Source organism: Mitsuaria sp. BK041 (assembly GCF_014193085.1).
Taxonomy (GTDB): Bacteria; Pseudomonadota; Gammaproteobacteria; order Burkholderiales; family Burkholderiaceae_C; genus Roseateles.
Genome location: NZ_JACHYT010000001.1, coordinates 3518633 through 3535736 on the forward strand (window position 1 = coordinate 3518633; position 17104 = coordinate 3535736).

16 protein-coding genes and 2 tRNA genes are annotated in these 17104 nt (G+C 70.0%); 4 read left to right on the plus strand and 14 right to left on the minus strand.

Going from position 1 to position 17104, the window contains the following annotated elements; genetic code table 11:
• Nucleotides 1-28: 28 nt before the first annotated feature.
• Nucleotides 29-523 carry a DUF4124 domain-containing protein gene (locus tag FHT38_RS14865; RefSeq protein ID WP_175538448.1) on the plus strand — a complete coding sequence of 165 codons (495 nt, stop codon included), beginning with the start codon at nucleotides 29-31 and terminating at the stop codon, nucleotides 521-523.
• 150 nt (nucleotides 524-673) lie between these two features.
• On the opposite strand, the gene FHT38_RS14870 is transcribed toward FHT38_RS14865, so the two are convergent.
• Nucleotides 674-997 carry an RnfH family protein gene (locus tag FHT38_RS14870; protein WP_147240092.1) on the minus strand — a complete coding sequence of 108 codons (324 nt, stop codon included), beginning with the start codon at nucleotides 995-997 and terminating at the stop codon, nucleotides 674-676.
• Nucleotides 984-1448, minus strand: a complete 465-nt coding sequence (locus tag FHT38_RS14875) for a type II toxin-antitoxin system RatA family toxin (RefSeq protein WP_091732114.1) — start codon at nucleotides 1446-1448, stop codon at nucleotides 984-986. The genes FHT38_RS14870 and FHT38_RS14875 overlap by 14 nt, the downstream gene beginning before the upstream one ends.
• Before the next feature lie 106 nt (nucleotides 1449-1554).
• Here FHT38_RS14875 and smpB point away from each other — a divergent pair, with 106 nt between their 5' ends.
• Entirely contained in the window at nucleotides 1555-2019 is a 465-nt protein-coding gene (gene smpB, locus FHT38_RS14880) for an SsrA-binding protein SmpB (protein WP_091732110.1), read from the plus strand.
• 78 nt (nucleotides 2020-2097) lie between these two features.
• Here smpB and FHT38_RS14885 read toward each other — a convergent pair whose 3' ends face one another.
• Together FHT38_RS14885 and rimO are read right to left on the minus strand one after the other, a co-directional pair.
• A complete protein-coding gene (locus FHT38_RS14885) occupies nucleotides 2098-3309 on the minus strand; it encodes a PLP-dependent transferase (protein WP_310737383.1) in 1212 nt (403 codons plus the stop codon).
• Nucleotides 3310-3458: 149 nt separating this feature from the next.
• Nucleotides 3459-4868 (minus strand): 30S ribosomal protein S12 methylthiotransferase RimO, encoded by a 1410-nt coding sequence (gene rimO / locus FHT38_RS14890; protein ID WP_183492218.1) that lies wholly within the window; start codon nucleotides 4866-4868, stop codon nucleotides 3459-3461.
• A gap of 168 nt (nucleotides 4869-5036) precedes the next feature.
• Between rimO and FHT38_RS14895 the strand changes: the two genes are divergently transcribed.
• A complete protein-coding gene (locus tag FHT38_RS14895) occupies nucleotides 5037-5504 on the plus strand; it encodes a GFA family protein (RefSeq protein WP_183492219.1) in 468 nt (155 codons plus the stop codon).
• Between the two features lie 37 nt (nucleotides 5505-5541).
• Here the strand turns inward: FHT38_RS14895 and phaR are convergent, their stop codons facing one another.
• The 10 genes from phaR to FHT38_RS14945 all read right to left on the minus strand — a co-directional run bounded on the left by phaR (nucleotide 5542) and on the right by FHT38_RS14945 (nucleotide 16184).
• Complete coding sequence (gene phaR, locus FHT38_RS14900) at nucleotides 5542-6123, minus strand: polyhydroxyalkanoate synthesis repressor PhaR (protein WP_183492220.1); 582 nt, start codon at nucleotides 6121-6123, stop codon at nucleotides 5542-5544.
• A gap of 116 nt (nucleotides 6124-6239) precedes the next feature.
• A complete protein-coding gene (locus FHT38_RS14905) occupies nucleotides 6240-7244 on the minus strand; it encodes a tripartite tricarboxylate transporter substrate binding protein (RefSeq protein WP_255488695.1) in 1005 nt (334 codons plus the stop codon).
• 161 nt (nucleotides 7245-7405) lie between these two features.
• Nucleotides 7406-8437 (minus strand): LacI family DNA-binding transcriptional regulator, encoded by a 1032-nt coding sequence (locus FHT38_RS14910; RefSeq protein ID WP_183480793.1) that lies wholly within the window; start codon nucleotides 8435-8437, stop codon nucleotides 7406-7408.
• Between the two features lie 32 nt (nucleotides 8438-8469).
• Nucleotides 8470-9672: a DUF1624 domain-containing protein gene (locus tag FHT38_RS14915; protein ID WP_404935715.1), complete on the minus strand. Its 1203-nt coding sequence runs from the start codon at nucleotides 9670-9672 to the stop codon at nucleotides 8470-8472.
• An 11-nt stretch (nucleotides 9673-9683) separates the two neighbouring features.
• Complete coding sequence (locus FHT38_RS14920) at nucleotides 9684-11867, minus strand: TonB-dependent siderophore receptor (protein WP_255488696.1); 2184 nt, start codon at nucleotides 11865-11867, stop codon at nucleotides 9684-9686.
• A 103-nt stretch (nucleotides 11868-11970) separates the two neighbouring features.
• Nucleotides 11971-12441 carry a hypothetical protein gene (locus FHT38_RS14925; RefSeq protein WP_183492222.1) on the minus strand — a complete coding sequence of 157 codons (471 nt, stop codon included), beginning with the start codon at nucleotides 12439-12441 and terminating at the stop codon, nucleotides 11971-11973.
• 117 nt (nucleotides 12442-12558) lie between these two features.
• A tRNA-Val gene (locus tag FHT38_RS14930) sits at nucleotides 12559-12635 on the minus strand.
• A 103-nt stretch (nucleotides 12636-12738) separates the two neighbouring features.
• Nucleotides 12739-12815: transfer RNA gene (locus tag FHT38_RS14935), tRNA-Val, on the minus strand.
• A 183-nt stretch (nucleotides 12816-12998) separates the two neighbouring features.
• Nucleotides 12999-15272, minus strand: a complete 2274-nt coding sequence (locus FHT38_RS14940) for a bifunctional (p)ppGpp synthetase/guanosine-3',5'-bis(diphosphate) 3'-pyrophosphohydrolase (protein WP_091732065.1) — start codon at nucleotides 15270-15272, stop codon at nucleotides 12999-13001.
• Nucleotides 15273-15317: 45 nt separating this feature from the next.
• A complete protein-coding gene (locus tag FHT38_RS14945; protein ID WP_091732061.1) occupies nucleotides 15318-16184 on the minus strand; it encodes an alpha/beta fold hydrolase in 867 nt (288 codons plus the stop codon).
• A 48-nt stretch (nucleotides 16185-16232) separates the two neighbouring features.
• Here FHT38_RS14945 and FHT38_RS14950 point away from each other — a divergent pair, with 48 nt between their 5' ends.
• On the plus strand, nucleotides 16233-17003 hold the full coding sequence (locus tag FHT38_RS14950; RefSeq protein WP_091732057.1) for a 3-hydroxybutyrate dehydrogenase: 771 nt from the start codon (nucleotides 16233-16235) through the stop codon (nucleotides 17001-17003).
• Nucleotides 17004-17104: the final 101 nt, after the last annotated feature.

A 17104-nucleotide genomic window follows, 5' to 3' on the forward strand; every position in this document is an offset into this window, starting at 1 on the left:
AAGCCCGGCAGTACACTCCACGCCCATGATGAATCCCCGACTCCCGCGACGCCCGCTGGGCGTGATGTGCGCGCTGGCGCTGATGGCGCTGACCTCGATCGCGCACGCCCAATGGAAGTGGCGCGATGCCGATGGCCGCACGCAATACAGCGACCGTCCGCCGCCGCCGAGCGTGGCCGAGAAGGACATCCTGCAGCGCCCCACCAATGCCGTGCGCGTGGCCCCGGCGCCGGGCGTGCCGGCTTCGGCGGCGGCCTCCGGAGCCTCCGCGCCGGGCCGGGCCGCCAGCGAGCCGTCTTCACGCGAGAAGGTCGAGCGTGAGCGCAAGGCGCAGGAGGACAAGGCCCGCACCGAGGCGATGGCCGAGAACTGCCGCCAGGCGCAGAACCGCCAGCGCATGCTCGAGTCCGGCGTGCGCCTGCGCTCCGGCACGGCCGGTGGCGAATCGCAGCCGATGACCGAGCAGATGCGCCAGGACGAGATCCGCCAGATGCAGACGGTGATCACCGCGAACTGCAAGTAAGGCCCGGAACGCGTCCGGGAAACAACACCGGGCGGCAAGCCGGACGTAAGTCCGGTGACCGCCGGTAAGACGAAAGGCCGCTCACGCGGCCTTTTTTGCTGCGCGCCTCCCGACGCTCCTTGGCACTCCTTGGCGCTTCCCCGCGCTCCGTCAGGCCTTGCGGCCCAGCGGTCGATGCCGCGTCACGATGCGGCTGCCCGCCGCTTGATAGCGCTGACGGCGCGCCTCCTTCGGGTCAACGGTCAGCGGGCGGTAGACCTCGATGCGGTCGCGCTCGCGCAGCGGCGTGTCCAGCGGCACGGTCCGGCCCCAGATGCCGGCCGTCAACGCCTCGATCCGGTCCGGCTCGAACCACCGGCTGCCCAGCAAGGCATCCCGTAGCGTGCTGCCCGCGGGCAGGCGAAGCTGCTGTTCTCGGAGCTCCCCGCGAACGGGACTCCAGAAGAGGTCGACCGACAGTTCAGCGGGGTCCATGGACCTGCTCGGCGCGCTTCACGAAGCTGTCGACGAAGGTGTTGGCGATGCGATCGAACACCGGGCTGACGACCGCCTCGAGCGCGAAGCTCGAGAACGCGTAGCGCAGTTCGAACTCGACCTTGCAGGCCTTGGGCTCGCTGCCCGGCGGCGTGCCGGGGCGGTTCAGCGGCAGGAAGCGCCAGTCGCCGTCGAGTTTGGAGAACGGCCCGTCGACCAGTTCCATGCGCACGCGCTGGTCGGTCTCGTGCGTGTTGCGGGTGGTGAAGGCGTGCCGCAGGCCGGCATAGTGCAGCGACAGCCGGGCGGTCATGCCGTGGTCGTCACGCTCGAGGATGTCGGCCGCCGAGCACCACGGCAGGAACTCCGGATAGCGCTCGACCTGGGTCACCAGCTCGTACATCTCGCGCGGCGAGTACCAAAGGAGGACTGTCTTCCGGACGTGCTTCATGGCGGTTCTTAGAATGGCGGGATTGTAGGCGGCCCGATCGCCCCCATCTGGCCGCCATCCGGCTGTCACGCCCGCCGTGCGCCGCACGAGAAGAACACCCCCGCCTATGTCCATCGCAGAAAACCGCCGCGCCCGATTCGAGTACCACATCGAGGAGCAGTACGAGGCCGGCATCGTCCTGGAAGGCTGGGAAGTCAAGGCGATCCGCGCCGGCCAGGTCCAGTTGCCGGACGGCTACGTCCTCATCCGCGAGGGCGAGCTTTTCCTGATCGGCTGCCGCATCAATCCGCTGCGCACCGCATCCACCCATGTGCATCCGCAAGCCGACCGGACCAAGAAACTGCTGATGAGCCGGGCCGACATCCGCCGGCTGATCGGCAAGGTCGAGCAGCGCGGCTTCACGCTGATTCCGCTGGACCTGCACTACAAGAACGGCCGCGTGAAGGCGCAGATCGCGCTGGCCAAGGGCAAGGCCCAGCACGACAAGCGCGAGACCGAGAAGAAGCGCGACTGGGAGCGCGAGAAGGGCCGCCTGATGCGCCACAAGGTGTCGGGCCCGGCCAAGGACTGAGCGGCCGCGGCCCTGGCCGCTCCGTCGTCCCGGGTCCGTCGCTTCTTCGGCGGCTCGGCCGCTCTGCCCTTCAGCCGCTCAACCCTTCAGCACCTCGAACGCCTGCGCCAGGTCGGCGCGCAGGTCCTCCACGTCCTCCAGCCCGATGGCGAAACGCACCAGCGTGCCGCCCTCCTGCGCCGTCCACGGCAGCCCGAGCGAGCGGCTCCGGCTCAGGTCGTAGGGCACCGCCAGGCTCATCGGCCCGGCCCAGGAATAACCGATCCCGAAGCAGCGCAGCGCGTCGACGAAGGCGTCGACGCGCCGTGCGTCGTAGTCCGGCCGGAACACCGCCGAGAACAGGCAGCCCGCCGCATCGGGGCTCACCTGTCGCCAGTGCGCATGACCCGGCGAATCAGGCAGCGCCGGATGCAGCACGCGCGCGATCTCCGGCCGCGCAGCCATCCACCGGGCCAGGTCGCGAGTCGCGGCGTCCTGCGCGCGGTAGCGCAGCACGACGCTCGGCAGGCCGCGCAGCACCGCCTCGACATCGTTCTGCCCGACGCCATGGCCGAGGTACTCGTGCATCGCCACCAGTTGCCGATGCAGCGCCGCGTCCCGCGTGCAGACGGCGCCCATCAGCAGGTCCGCGCCGCCGGACGGGAACTTGGTCAGCGCCTGCATGCTGAGGTCGGCGCCGAGGCCCGGCGCCAGGTCGGGCGCCACCTCGAACGCATTGAAGGCAAGCCCCGCGCCCCAGGTGTTGTCGAGCGCGGTCAGCACGCCGCGGGCACGGCTGGCGCTCAACAGGCCGATGAGATCGGGGAACTCCAGCGTGATCGACCCAGCGGCCTCCAGCCACACCAGCTTCGTGCGGGGTGACAGCATCGCCTCGAACGCCGGCACGTCCAGCGGATCGTAGAAGCGGTGCGTGATGCCGAGCCGCGTCAGCAAGCCGGTGGTGATGTGCCGGTTCTGACCATAGACGTTGTCCGGCACCAGCACCTCGTCGCCGGGCTGGAGGAAGGCCAGGCTGGTCAGCGTGATCGCGGCCAGGCCGCTGGGCGTCAGCACGCAATGCTGCGCGTGCTCCAGCGTCGCGATGCGCGCGGCCAGCGTGTAGGTGGTGGGCGTGCCCGGCAGGCCGTAGCGGTAGCTGATGCCGTCCTGCGCGCGCGGCCGGTGCAGTTCGGTGGTGTCCTTGAAGAGCACCGTCGAGGCCTTGGCCACGGGCACCGCGACGGCGTCCCAGCCGTCGGGCGCGCGGAACGGGTGGTGGATCTGCTCGGTGGACGGGCCGCGTTTGCTCACGAAGTCTCCTGGCGCTGGGAACGGGACGGCCATTCTGCGGCAGCCGCGACGCCCCGTGCGCCAGCAATGAAAACGCCGGCACGAGGCCGGCGTGGCGGGTGAGCGGCGGAGGCGCCCGCGATGCGCGGGCCCGGCAGGCGCGTCGCCGATCAGATCGGCAGCGCGATCAGGTCGTGCCCCTCGGCGCCGACGATGCGGGCGCGGGTGAATTCGCCCACGCGGAGCTGCTTGCTGGCCTTCTCCGGCGGCAGCAGGCGGACGGTGCCATCGATCTCGGGCGCATCGGCATACGAGCGGCCGACGCCGCCCTTGCGGCCCAGCGCCGGCGCCGAGTCCACCAGCACCTGCATCGTCGCGCCGATGCGGCGCTGCAGCTTGGTGATGGACACCTCCTCGGCCACCGCCATGAAGCGGGCGCGGCGCTCCTCGCGGACTTCGTCGGGCAGCGCGCCTTCCAGCGCGTTGGCCGGCGCGCCCTCGATCGGCGAGTAGGCGAAGCAGCCGGCGCGGTCGATCTGCGCTTCGCGCATGAAGTCCAGCAGGTACTGGAACTCGGCTTCGGTCTCGCCGGGGAAACCGGCGATGAAGGTGGAACGGATCACCAGTTCGGGGCAGATCTCGCGCCAGCGCTGGATGCGCTCGAGGTTCTTCTCGCCGTTGGCCGGGCGCTTCATGCGCTTGAGCACATCCGGATGCGCGTGCTGGAACGGGACGTCGAGATACGGGAGGATGAGGCCCTCGGCCATCATCGGCAGCACCTCGTCGACGTGCGGGTACGGATAGACGTAGTGCAGGCGCACCCAGGCGCCGTAGGGCTTGGCGATCTCGCCGAGCTGGGCGACGAGGTCGAACATGCGGGTCTTGACCGGCTTGCCGTCCCAGAAGCCGGTGCGGTACTTGATGTCGACGCCGTAGGCGCTGGTGTCCTGGCTGATGACCAGCAGTTCCTTGACGCCGGACTCGAACAGCGCCTTGGCCTCGGCGAGCACGTCGCCGATGGGACGCGAGACCAGGTCGCCGCGCATGCTCGGGATGATGCAGAAGCTGCAGCGGTGGTTGCAGCCCTCGGAGATCTTCAGGTAGGCGTAGTGCCTGGGCGTGAGCTTGATGCCGGCCACGCCGCGGGCCTCGGGGACGAGGTCGATGAAGGGGTCGTGCGGCTTGGGGACGTGGGTGTGGACGGCGTCCATCACTTCCTGCGTCGCATGCGGGCCGGTGACGGCGAGGACGCTGGGATGCACCTCGCGGACCATGTTGTCGGAGCTCGCGCCGGCCTTGGCGCCGAGGCAGCCGGTGACGATGACCTTGCCGTTCTCGGCCAGCGCCTCGCCGATGGTGTCCAGCGACTCCTTCACGGCATCGTCGATGAAGCCGCAGGTATTGACGATGACGAGGTCAGCGCCGGCGAAGGTCTTGGAGGTCTCGTAGCCCTCCGCGCGCAGCTGCGTGAGGATCAGTTCGGAATCGGTGAGCGCCTTGGGGCAGCCCAGGGAAACGAAGCCGATCTTCGGAGCGGCAGCCTTCTTGTCGGCGGAGAGGTCGTAAGTCGTTGATTCCATTTGAATTCCGCCGGAAGGCCTGGCTGGGAGCTGGGGCGGCATTGTAAGCGAGCGGCCCTCTTGCTGGGCATGGCCGCCGCCGGCAGCCGTGATTTCCTCTGCGCGCACCGCGCCCTCGCCGGGGCACGCGACTTGCCGCGACTCCCGATCCCGCCCCGGAGATCCACCATGCACCTCGAAGGCTCCTGTCACTGCGGCCGCGTCCGCTTCTCGGTCGAATCGACCGAGCCCTGCCCCTACCTGCGCTGCTATTGCTCGATCTGCCGCAAGACCGCCGGCACCGGCGGCTACGCGATCAACATCGGCGCCGACCACCGGACCTTCAAGCTCATCAAGGGCAAGCGCGAGCTGCGGGTCTACCGCGCGGTGATCGACGGCAAGGAAAGCTCCGGCCAGCGCCACTTCTGCGGCCGCTGCGGCACCGCGCTCTGGATGTACGACGACAACTGGCCCGACCTGATCCACCCGCATGCCAGCGCCATCGACACGCCGCTGCCCGCGCCGCCGGAGAACGTGCATGGCCTGCTCGACTCGAAGGCCGCCTGGGTGGAGGTCGAGGGCCGGCCGGGCGACCCGCGCTTCGACCATTTCCCCGACGAATCGCTGGCCGACTGGCATCGGCGGCACGGGCTGTAGCGCCGCCGTGCCCGCCGCGACCGCCGCCGGTCGTGCCCTACTTCTTGGGGGACTGCGGGGGGAAGCCCGGCATGCCGGGGAAGATGTTGCCGGCGCTCTGGAACTGCTCCTGCATCTGCAGGAACAGGTTCTTGGACTGTTCCAGGTAGTTGCCCATCAGGCCCTGCATCATCGGCGCCTGGCCGCTCATGAACTGCGACCACAGCTGCGGGTCGAAGCCCGCGCCCTTGCTCTGCTCGGCAAAGCGCGCCTGCATCTCGCCGAAGGCCTGCAGGTTCTTCTCGAGGTAGGCGCCCATCAGCCCCTGCATCGCATGGCCGTAGAAGCGGATGATCTGCGCCAGCAGCGGCGTCGAGAACATCGGCATCCCGCCCATCTCCTCCTCCAGGATGATCTGCAGCAGGATGGAGCGCGTCAGCTCCTCGCCCGACTTGGCGTCGCGGACCTCGAAGACCTCGCCCTCGAGCACCATCTTCTTGACGTCCGCCAAGGTGATGTAGCTGCTGGTCTGGGTGTCGTAGAGCCGCCGGTTGGGGTACTTCTTCAGCACCCGCGGCCCCTTGGGTTGCGTGGGGTCCTCGCCGCCGGTTGCCGTCTTGCCGCGTCGGGCCGTCGCCATGCTGTCTCCTCTGAGGGTCTGCGGCCCATTCTAGGAGGGGCCCGGCGAGCACCCCGCCGGGTGCTTTCCCTTGCTGTGCGGGGGGCGCATCGGCCCGACGAGGGGGCGCTTGACGATCAGTCGGGCTTGACGTTGCCGTCCTTGATCACCTTGGCCCACCGGGCCTGCTCGGCCTTCTGGAACTCGGTGAACTGGGCCGGCGTGTTGGGCGCGTACTCCAGGCCGAGCGATTCCATCTTGGCCTTCACCTCGGGCTGAGCGACGATCTTCTGCACCTCGGCATTGAGCTTGGCGACGATCGCCGGCGGCGTGCCCGCCGGCAGGTACAACGCCTGCCAGCTCGACACGTCGAAGCCGGGCACGCCGGACTCGGCCAGCGTCGGCACGTCGGGCAGCTGCGCGCTGCGCTTGGCCGAGGTCACCGCCACCGCCTTGACCTTGCCCGCCTTGATCTGCGGCAGCGCCACGGTCACGGTCTCGAAGCTCATCGGCACCTGGCCGCCCATGACGTCCTGGATCGCCGGCGCACTCCCCTTGTAGGGAACATGCGTCAGGTCGGCGCCCGTCATCAGGCGGAACACCTCACCCGACAAGTGCTGCGAGGTGCCCTGCCCCGCCGAGGCGAAGGTGATGTCGCCCGGCTTGGCCTTGGCGGCGGCGACGATGTCCTTGACCGTCCGAGCCTGCGCGCCCGGGCCGATCAGCAGCACGTTGGAGATCTTGCCCAGCAGGATCACCGGCGCGAAGTCGCGATCGGCCTTGTAGGGCATCTTGGGCATCAGCGCCGGGTTGATCGCATGCGTGGCGATCGTGCCCAGCAGCACGGTGTAGCCGTCAGGCGCCGCCTTGGCCACGCTGTCCGCGCCCAGCACGCCGCCCGCGCCGGCCTTGTTGTCCACGACGACCGTCTGCTTGAGCGCCACCTGCAGCCGCGCGGCGATCTCCCGCGCCAGCACGTCGGAGGTGCCGCCGGGCGCGAACGGCACGATCAGCTTGACCGGTTGCGTCGGCCAGTTCGTGGCGTCGGCGGCGAGCGCCGGGGTCATCGTGATCGTCGCACCGAGCGCCATCGCCGCCGCGGCGCCCAGGAGCCGCACGCGGCTGCGCTTCACCAGAGTCATCTCGCTTGTCTCCATCCATGACGGCACGGGCCTCGCCGACCTCGGATTGGTACCGATACCATCTTCTTGATGGCGACGATGGTATCGGTACCGTCACGAACGTCAAGGTCGCGTTCATGAGGGATTTCACCGGGTCGGACGCCTGCGCGGGCGCCCGCGGATCAGCCGCTGGCGCGCTGGACCAGCTCGAAGCCGATGTCGATCGCGCGGCGCTCGACCGGGCCATCGGCGCGATCGAGGATGAATCGCGCCGCCTGCCGCCCGATGGCGAAACCATCGATGCGCACCGTGGTCAGCGCGGGTTCGAGGTCCCGGGCCAGCGCGAGGTCGCCGAAGCCGACGATGGCCAGGTCCTGCGGCACGCGCAGCCCGCGGGCCTGCGCCTCGATGAGCACGCCCAGCGCCAGCGAATCGGAGCTGCAGAACACCGCGTCGATGCCGTCGGGATGCGCCAGCAGTTCCGCCAGGCCGCGGCGACCGCTGCCCAGCGTGGTCGGCGTGGCGACGGTGGCGACCGGCACGTGGGCCACGCCCAGCGCCCTCGCCTGCTCCTGGAAGGCGCGGAAACGGCGCATCGCGCGTTCGTCGCTGCCGGCCACGCCGGCCAGCCGGCGGTAGCCGCGCTCGTGCAGGTAGGTGGCCACCTTGCGGCCGACCTCCACATGGGAGAAGCCCACCAGCATGTCGATCGGATCGTCGCTCTGGTCCCAGGTCTCGACCACTGGCACGCCGGCGGCGCGCAGCCGCGTGCGCGCCTGCTCCGAATGGCTGGTGCCGGTGAGCACCAGGCCATCGGGCCGGCGGCCGATCATCGCGTCCAGCCAGGCGTCCTCGCGGGCGTTGTCGTAGCCGGTCTGGCCGAGCAGCACCTGGTAGCCGGCCTCGAACAGCGCCTCGGTCAGGCTCTGCACGGTGTCGAGGAAAACCGGGCCGGCGATCGTGGGGACCGCGACGCCGACCATGCGGCTCTTCATCGACGACAGCGCGCCCGCGAGCAGGTTGGGCACGTAGCCGGTCTGGCGGACCGCCTCGGTGACGCGTCCCAGCACCTCGGGCGAGACCTGGGACGGCGTGTTGAGCGCGCGGGACGCGGTGATCGGGGCCACGCCCGCCAGTTGCGCGACGTCGCGCAGCGTGACGGCACCACTGCCCTTGCGACGACGGGGACGGGGGAAGCGCTCGGTCTCTGCCATATGGGCGCCGATCATAGGGGCGCGCCGGCGCCTCAGAAGTACTTCACCCAGGCCCGGCGGGTGCGTCGCTTGTAGGCCGCGAAGGCCTTCACCGGCGGGTACAGCAGCGGGATCAGCGCCAGCCAGATCAGCCAGATCAGCGCGAACCAGCCCTCGTCGACGCCCAGCCGCGTGCCCTGGTTGGGACCGAGCAGCGCCAGCGCCACGCGGTACCCGATCAGCAGCAGGTACAGGTGGAGCAGGTAATAGAACATCGGCGCGCCGCCGAAGACCGCGCACACCCGCGTGAAGGCGCCGCGCGCGCGTTCGAGCACGGCCAGCAGCGCCAGTCCGATCCCCAGAGTCAGCAGCAGGAAGTCCAGCGACGGCGGGTACTTCGTGAAGTTGAGCCACGACATCGCCGTCTCCAGCGCCGAAGCGCCGCGGACCCACGGGGCGTTCTCGCCGTAGAGGTTGAAACCGCGCAGCACGGCCAGCAGCGACAGGCAGGCCGCCGAGATCGCCAGCAGCGCGCAGCGTCTCCGGCCTCCGTCCACCGCCCGCGCGAACAGCGGCCCCATCGCGTAGCCGAGCAGGATCACGCCCACCCACGGCAGCGCCGGGTAGCTCACCCGCACCCGCACGAGCCCTTCCGGGACCAGCCAGTCGCGATGCAGCATCAGCGTCCACGGCGGGTGCCACGGACTGTCGGGCGGCACCACGACGCCGGCCAGCGCGTTGTGTCCGCCGACGATGACCAGGCCGATCGCCACCAGCAGCCAGCGCGGCAGCGGCGACAGCAGGGCCAGCGCCAGCATGCTGAAGCCGATCGCCCAGATCACCTGGAGATAGATCACCCGGAAATGCCCGCTCCAGGCGAAGGTCACCAGCGTGAGTTCCAGGCCGACCAGCAGCAGCCCGCGCTTGAGCAGGAAGGCGCGCACGTCGCGGCGCGGTGCGCCATCGGGGTTCGCGTAGAGCCAGGCCGACAGCCCGGTCAGGAACACGAATACCGGCGCGCACAGGTGCGCCGCCAGGCGCGAGAAGAAGAGCTCCGGCGGCGTGCCCGGCGCCGCCATGGGGTCGCTCACCTGCAGGTGCAGGTAGAAGGTCTCGCGGACGTGATCCAGCAGCATCACGATCATCACCAGGCCGCGCAGCGCGTCGATCGAGGCGATGCGCACCAGGCGCGGCGCGGATGCGGGAGTCATCGAGGTCATCGGGGCCACCGCGGCCATCGGGGTCAACGTGGTCATCAACGCCCGCCTCAGAAGCCGTAGCGGACCGTGGCGACCACCCGCCGCCCCTGCCCCGGCGCGACCCAGACCTGGCTGTACGAACTGGCATACCAGGTCCGGTCGAACAGGTTGTCGACGTCCACGGACAGCAGCCAGTGCCGGTCGACGCGGTAGCTGCCCAGCAGCTTCACCGTCGCGTAGCCCGGCAGGTCGAAGTCGTCGGCGGCGGCCAGCGGCGCGACCGCGCCCTCGCGCCGGCCGGCGACGTTCAGGCCGATGCCGGCCGTCGCGCGCTGCCCGCCGATCGCGAAGCCCTGCACCAATAGCAGGCTCGCGCTGTGCCGGGGCACGTTCGCGAGCTGGCGGCCGACGAGGAAGGCGTTGTTGTCCTCGGTCACCCGGGCGTCGGTGAACGCATAAGCGAAGGACAGGCGCAGGTCGCGCGCCAGCTCGCCGCCGACGTCGAGTTCGACGCCCTGGCTGCGCACCTCGCCGGCGGCGATCGAGAACTCGTTGGGCGCGAGCGGGTCCGGCGTCAGCACATTGTTCTTCTCGATGCGGTACAGCGCCAGCGTGGCGGACAGGCCGCCGGCGGCGTCGTACTTCGCACCGACCTCCCGCGAGCGCCCCTGCTCCGCCGGGAACGACGCGTAGTCACGGCTCACGCCGCTGTTGGGGCGGAAGCTCCGCGACGCGGTCGCGTACAGCGAGACCGTCCCGCTGGGCTGGTAGACCACGCCGGCGCGCGGCGAGGTCGCGCCCAGCGACTGGTCGGTCGCGATGCCGCTGCGGCGGTTGAGCACCGTCTGGTCGTAGCGGTCATGGCGCAGGCCGAGCAACAGCTTCCAGCGCTCGCCGAGGTCGATCTGGTCCTGCGCGTAGACGGCATGCGCCTTCTGCGCCTCGCGGGTCCAGGCGCTGAGCGCCATCGGCGGCGGCGTGGCGCCGTACACGGGCTCGAAGAGGTCGATCGGCGTGGAGGTGGCCACGCGCTGCTGCTGGCGCCGGTCGACGAAGCGGTAGGCATCCACGCCGGCCAGCAGGTGGTGCCGCAGGCCCGCGGCCCGCACCGTGCCGAGCACCTCGAAGCGGCCCGACAGGTCGTTCGCCGAGAAGTCCCGCGCGCGGCGCTGGCGCACCAGCGTGCGCTGGTCCGGCTGGACGAAGCGGGCTTCGGTCGCGATGCCCGCCAGCGAGCTCTCGCGATAGCTCAGGCCGGTCTGCAGCGACCAGTCGTCGTTGAACTGGTGCTGGACGAAGAGCTGGTGGCCGACGCTCTCGGTCGCGATCGGGCCGTCGTCCGGCTCGCCGTAGAACGCATGGCGCGGGACCCGGCCCAACTGGCCGCCGATCGCGACGACGCCACGATCGAAGGTCGCCTTCTGCCGCGCGACCTCGAGCTCGTAGCTGACCGTCGTGTCGTTGCCGGCCATCCACAGGAAGGACGGCGAGATCGCCGTCCGACGCGCCTCGACGTGGTCGCGGTCGCTGGCGCTGCCCTCCCGCGCGACGCCGAGCCGGTAGGCCACGCGCTCGCCGAGCGGGCCGGTCGCCTCGGCGCTGGCGCGCCACAGGTCGTGGCCGCCGGCGGAGAACTGCAGCGCATAGGCGGGCGTGAATGAGGGTTTCTTCGTCGTGATGTTGACCGTGCCACCCGGCTCGCCCCGGCCGTACAGCGCCGAGGCCGGCCCCTTGAGGACCTCCACCGACGCGGTGTTCACCGTGTCGCGCAAGCCGTTGTAGCCGCGGCTGGAGGTGAAGCCATTGACCATGTAGTCCGAGCCGAAGTTCGGATCGCCGGTGAAGCCGCGCATCGCGTAGCTGTCCCACAGGCCGCCGAGGTTGCTCTGGCGGGCGATGCCGCTGGCCAGGTCCAGCGCTTGGTCGAGGCGGGTGACGCCGGCGTCGGCCAGCAAGGCGCCGGACAGCACGCGCACGCTCTGCGGCAGGTCGCGCGCCGGCGTGTCGGTCTTCATCGCGCCGGTGACGACGAGCGTGCGATACGGCTGGCGGGCGCCGTCCACGGTGACCGCGTCGAGGGCGGCATCGGCCGTCGGCATGGAGGGCGGTGTGGGGAGTGCGGGCGTTGTGGGCGCGTCCTGTGCCCGGAGGCTGGACGCGGTCAGCGCCAGTTCCAGGATGAGGAGGGATTGCAGCGGGAAGGACGAAGACAGGCGCGCGCCGTCGGCGCGCAGGACGGAAGAAAAGGACATGACAAAGCGAGGAATGGCCGCCGGGCGGGCGTGACGACGCGTCGACGCCGCCCGTGCGTGGTGAACCGGATGAGCGAAAGCGCGCCTGGCGCGCACGGGCGGTTCAGGCGGCCGGCGGGCCTCTCGGCTTCGCGACGGTCCAGTCGCGGGAGCAGACCCGTCCGCAAGGCAAGGCCGCTGGCGGCGGGCTCGCCTCGGCGTGGGCCAGCAGTGCCTGCGGCGTGCCGCCAGGCGCGACGGCTTGCGCGTGGAACAGGCACCACGCGCAGCTGTCCGATTTCGCGCCCGGGGCGTCCTCCTGACCGGACACCGGATCGTCCGCTGTCGCGGCAGCAGCGGCCGTCGCAGCTGCGGCACCGCCGACGACCGGCGACGCATCGATGCGCCCGGCCGCTGCGATGCCGGCGGTTTCGCCGAACGGATGCGCGACGTGCCAGGCCTCGTGCAGCGGCCGACCCAGCAGGCTGCATGCCAGCACGAGCAGCAGCAGCCAGGGGGAACGGAAACGGCGCAACGGGAACTTCATCGTCGGACAGGCAGCGCCGGGACGGCGGCGGTCGAGCAGAGCGCGCATTCTGCACGAGCGCCGGCACGCGACCGTGGAAGGCCTGCGACGAATGTCGCTGCGCATTGGTCGCGCGGTACCAAAACAAAAACCCCGGAGAGTCTTCCGACTCACCGGGGTGTGCTTTGGTAGGCGCGATTGGATTCGAACCAACGACCCCCACCATGTCAAGGTGGTGCTCTAACCAACTGAGCTACGCGCCTGAAATACTCGGCCAGCGGTGGTCAATCCACTGGTCCGCAAAACAAATCGCCCGTTTGAGCGGGCGATCTGCTGAGGTGTCCCGAAGGACTTGCCTACCAATTCTGGTAGGCGCGATTGGATTCGAACCAACGACCCCCACCATGTCAAGGTGGTGCTCTAACCAACTGAGCTACGCGCCTGAAGAGCCTCGCAGTATATGCCGGATTTTTGCGTCCGTCCAGGAAGCCGCAAGAAAAATGGAACAGCGCCCGCCTGGAACCACGCAGCGCTCGCCGGTCGCGACACCCACCGATCGCCCACAACCCCGATGAACACGGGCTGAACGGCCGCATCCCCTCGCCGGACCGCGGCCACTCCAGGCTTCAGCGCCGCCGCGCGCTGCGCACGCCGCTCACCTGCGACAGGGCGACCAGCGTCTGCTGCAGCCGCTGCGCGTCGCTGACCTCGACAGTGAAATTCATCCGCGACAGGTCGCTGCGCGCCGGCTTGCCCTTGCCGCTCTGCTGGTTCACCGAGATCACGTTCAGCTTGTCCTTGGCGAACAGCTCCAGCACGTCCCGCAGCAGCCCCGGCCGGTCCGCCGCCTCGACGACCAGGTCCACCGGATAGAGCGCGCCCTTGCCCGCACGGTCCGGCGCGGGCTCGCCCCAGGCCACCGCGATGACGCGCTCCGGCGCGGACTGCGCCATCTGCCGCAGGTTCGCGCAGTCGGCGCGGTGGATCGCCACGCCCTTGCCGCGCGTCACATACCCGGTGATCGGATCCGGCGGCGCCGGCCGGCAGCAGCGCGCCAGGCTGGTCAGCAGCGAGTCCACCCCCACCACCAGCACCCCGCCCTTGGGCGTGCGCCCTTCGCCGACGGCGCCCTTGGTGTGCTTCTGGACGAGCAGTTCCTCCTCGTCCGCCTCCGGCACCGGCGGGCGCAGCAGGGTCTCGATGTTGCGCAGCGAGTACTCGTCCTTGCCGACGACCTCGAACAGCGCGTCCGCGCTCTTGAAGCCCAGCCGCCCGGCCAGGTCGTCCAGCTTGATCGCCGTCTTGCCCTCGCGCTGCAGCAGTTTCTCGACCAGCTCGCGGCCCTTGGCGATCGTCTGCGACTGCACCTGCGCGTTGAACCAGGCACGGACCTTGGCCTTGCTGCGCTGGCTCTGCAGATAACCCAGCTCCGCATTGAGCCAGTCCAGCGACGGACCGCCCTCCTTCAGCGCGACGATCTCCACCGTCTGCCCGCTCTGCAGCGGCGTGTTCAACGGCACCATCTGGCCGTCCACCTTGGCGCCGCGGCAGCGGTGGCCGAGGTCGGTGTGCACCGCGTAGGCGAAATCCACCGCGGTCGCGCCCGCGCACAGCTCGACCACGTTGGCCTGCGGCGTGAACACATAGATGCGGTCATCGAAGCTGGGGCCGCTTTCCGCGACGTAATCGCGCTCCCAGGCCAGCAGCTGCCGCAGCACGGCCTTGCGCGCCTGCGCGACCTGCTCCTCGAATTCGCCGGCGGCGCTGACGCCGGCATACCCCTTGGTGCCGGCTTCCTTGTAGGCCCAGTGCGCGGCGACACCATGCTCGGCATGCTCATGCATCGCCCGGGTGCGGATCTGCACTTCCATCGGCCGGCCATCCGCCGCGATCACCACCGTGTGCAGCGACTGGTAGCCATTGGGCTTGGGCCGGGCGATGTAGTCGTCGAATTCGCCATCGACCGGTTTGTAGCGTTCATGCAGCCTGGCCAGCACCGCGTAGCAATCCGCCACCTCCGGCACCACCACGCGCAGCGCGCGCAGGTCGAAGACGCGCTCGAGCGTCAGTCCCTTGCCGCGCATCTTCTTCCAGATGCTGTACAGATGCTTGGGCCGTCCCTGCACCTGCGCCTCGATGCCATGGGCCTGCAGCTCGCGCTCCAGCGCGGCGCGCACCGACTCCACCGACTGCTCGCGCTCGACCCGCTTCTCGTGCAGGCCCTTGGCGAGCTGGTGGTAGTGCTCGGGCTCCAGGAAGCGGAAGGCCAGGTCCTCCAGCTCCCACTTGATCTGCCAGATGCCCAGCCGGTTGGCCAGCGGCGCGAAGACCTGCAGCGACTCGGCCGCCAACTCGCGCGGACACGGCGTCTTCGTCGCCGCGTACCAGCGCAGCGACTGCAGCCGCGACGCCAGCCGCAGCAGCACCACGCGCAGGTCACGCGAGAACGCCAGCAGCATCTTGCGCACCAGCTCGGTCTGCTCCTGGCGGCGCTGCTCCTCGACGCGCGCCTCGCGCGCCGCGCGCTGGATCTGCACCAGGCGACGCGTGTGCGCGACCAGGCTCGCGTCGCTCTCGCCGAAGGCCTTGGCGACGATCTCCTCGGGCTTGTTCAGGTAGTCGCCGGCGTAGACCAGGTAGGAAGCGGCCTGCATCGAAGGCGCCGCACCGACGCCCGCCAGGATCGCCGCCACGCCGTCGGCATGGTCGAGCGCGGGCTCGCCGGTGCCCAGGCGATGGTCCGCCAGCAGCGGCTCCGCGAACGCGCGGGCCCGGCGCACCGGGTCCGCGGTTTCCTCGGCACGCGGCGGCGCGGCCGGCAAGCGATGGGGCAGGTCCCCGTCCAGCAGGGCCACGATGGGCGCCGCCTGGTCCTGCCGCAGCCCCAATTCCGTCTTCATTCGTCGTTCATCCGTGTCCGCGCGGCGCGATCCGCCGCCGGGACGTCATCCGCGGTCGAGGAATCGCTCCACCACCTGGATCTGTTGTTCTTGCACCAGCGTCGGCGCATGGCCGACGCCCGGGAACTCGTGCAGCTCGGCGCGCGGGCCGCGCTGCGTCATCAGCTCGGCCGTCGCCCGCGTGAGCAGGTCGGACTCGGCCCCGCGCAGCAGCAGCGTCGGACAGCGGACCGCGTCGTAGGCGGCCCAGAGCTGAGCCTCGCCGGCCTTGGCCAGCTCCGGCGTCAGACCGGCCAGGCCCTGGCCGATGCGCGGGTCGTAATGCAGCCGGCAGCGGTCGCCGTCCGGCTTGAACATCGCGCGCGACAGCGCCAGCCATTGCTCGTCGGTATGCGGGCCGAAGCCCTCCGAAATGCCGCGCAGGTAGTCGGCGCCCTGCTGGCAGTTCTCGAACTGCGGCGCCCGGCCCAGGTAGCTGGCGATGCGCTGCAGCGCGACGAACTCGATGGTCGGGCCCACGTCGTTGAGGATCAGGCGCTTGATCGGGCTGGACGGCATCGCCGCCAGCGCCAGGCCGATCAGCCCGCCCATCGAGGTTCCCAGCCAGTCCACCTGCGGCGCGCCGATGCGGGCCATCAGCGTCACCATGTCGGACACGTATTGCGGCAGCTGATAGTTGCGCGGATCGCCCAGCCATTCCGACTCCCCGCGGCCCACCACGTCCGGGCAGATCACGCGGAAGCGATTGCTCAGGCGTCTGGCGATCACGTCGAAGTCGCGCCCCTGGCGCGACAGCCCGTGCACGCAGACCAGCACCCGCGGGTTGTCGGCCTGCCCCCACTCCCAATACGCGACCTGGTGCAGGCCGCAAGGGCTCAGCGCCTGGACTTTTTTCAACAAGGGTTCAGACATCGCTCGTATCCTTTGCACCCATCCTAACAACCCTGAAGAGGACGCGGCATGCTGAAAGGAAAGACGGCCCTGGTCACCGGCTCGACGAGCGGCATCGGATTGGGGATTGCCCTGACCCTGGCCCGCCAGGGCGCGGACATCGTGCTCAACGGCTTCGGCGACCACGCGGGCCCGAAGGCGGAGGTCGAGGCGCTGGGCGTGAAGGTCGGTTATCACGGCGCCGACATGAGCAAGCCGGCCGAGATCGAAGCCATGATGGCCTATATCGATGAGCAGTTCGGCGGCTGCGACATCCTCGTGAACAACGCCGGCATCCAGCACGTGGCCAACGTGGACGAGTTCCCGCCCGAGAAGTGGGATGCGATCCTGGCGATCAATCTCAGCTCCGCCTTCCACACGATGCGGCTGGCCCTGCCCGGCATGAAGAAGAAGCAATGGGGCCGCGTCATCAACATCGCCTCGACGCATGGGCTGGTGGCCTCGGCCGGCAAGTCGGCCTACGTGGCGGCCAAGCACGGCCTGGTCGGACTGACCAAGGCTGCGGCGCTGGAGACCGCGACGCTGCCCGTCACCGTCAACGCGATCTGCCCGGGCTGGGTGCTGACGCCGCTGGTGCAGAAGCAGATCGACGCGCGCAGCGAGAAGGAGAAGCTCGACCCCGCCGAGGCCAAGCGCCAGTTGCTGGCCGAGAAGCAGCCCTCGCTGCAGTTCACGACGCCGGAAGAGCTCGGCGCGCTGGCGGTGTTCCTGTGCTCGGACGCCGCGGTCAATGTGCGCGGCCAAGCCTGGGCGATGGACGGCGGCTGGACCGCCCAGTAAGCCGGGCAGCCCCGCTGCAAGGAAAAACGCCCGGTCGAGCCGGGCGTCTTTCGTTCAGGGGGGAGCGCCCCCAGCAGGTCATCAGCGGATCACCACCGCGC

Coding starts and splice junctions, on each gene's coding strand:
- smpB (WP_091732110.1), top strand. CDS start 1,555: ATGTCCATCGCAGAAAACCGCCGCGCCCGATTCGAGTACCACATCGAG.
- FHT38_RS14925 (WP_183492222.1), bottom strand. CDS start 12,441: ATGCGCGCTCTGCTCGACCGCCGCCGTCCCGGCGCTGCCTGTCCGACG.
- phaR (WP_183492220.1), bottom strand. CDS start 6,123: ATGGCGACGGCCCGACGCGGCAAGACGGCAACCGGCGGCGAGGACCCC.
- FHT38_RS14940 (WP_091732065.1), bottom strand. CDS start 15,272: ATGAAGACGGAATTGGGGCTGCGGCAGGACCAGGCGGCGCCCATCGTG.
- FHT38_RS14915 (WP_404935715.1), bottom strand. CDS start 9,672: ATGACCACGTTGACCCCGATGGCCGCGGTGGCCCCGATGACCTCGATG.
- FHT38_RS14920 (WP_255488696.1), bottom strand. CDS start 11,867: ATGTCCTTTTCTTCCGTCCTGCGCGCCGACGGCGCGCGCCTGTCTTCG.
- FHT38_RS14875 (WP_091732114.1), bottom strand. CDS start 1,448: ATGAAGCACGTCCGGAAGACAGTCCTCCTTTGGTACTCGCCGCGCGAG.
- rimO (WP_183492218.1), bottom strand. CDS start 4,868: ATGGAATCAACGACTTACGACCTCTCCGCCGACAAGAAGGCTGCCGCT.
- FHT38_RS14945 (WP_091732061.1), bottom strand. CDS start 16,184: ATGTCTGAACCCTTGTTGAAAAAAGTCCAGGCGCTGAGCCCTTGCGGC.
- FHT38_RS14895 (WP_183492219.1), top strand. CDS start 5,037: ATGCACCTCGAAGGCTCCTGTCACTGCGGCCGCGTCCGCTTCTCGGTC.
- FHT38_RS14905 (WP_255488695.1), bottom strand. CDS start 7,244: ATGACTCTGGTGAAGCGCAGCCGCGTGCGGCTCCTGGGCGCCGCGGCG.
- FHT38_RS14870 (WP_147240092.1), bottom strand. CDS start 997: ATGGACCCCGCTGAACTGTCGGTCGACCTCTTCTGGAGTCCCGTTCGC.
- FHT38_RS14865 (WP_175538448.1), top strand. CDS start 29: ATGAATCCCCGACTCCCGCGACGCCCGCTGGGCGTGATGTGCGCGCTG.
- FHT38_RS14910 (WP_183480793.1), bottom strand. CDS start 8,437: ATGGCAGAGACCGAGCGCTTCCCCCGTCCCCGTCGTCGCAAGGGCAGT.
- FHT38_RS14950 (WP_091732057.1), top strand. CDS start 16,233: ATGCTGAAAGGAAAGACGGCCCTGGTCACCGGCTCGACGAGCGGCATC.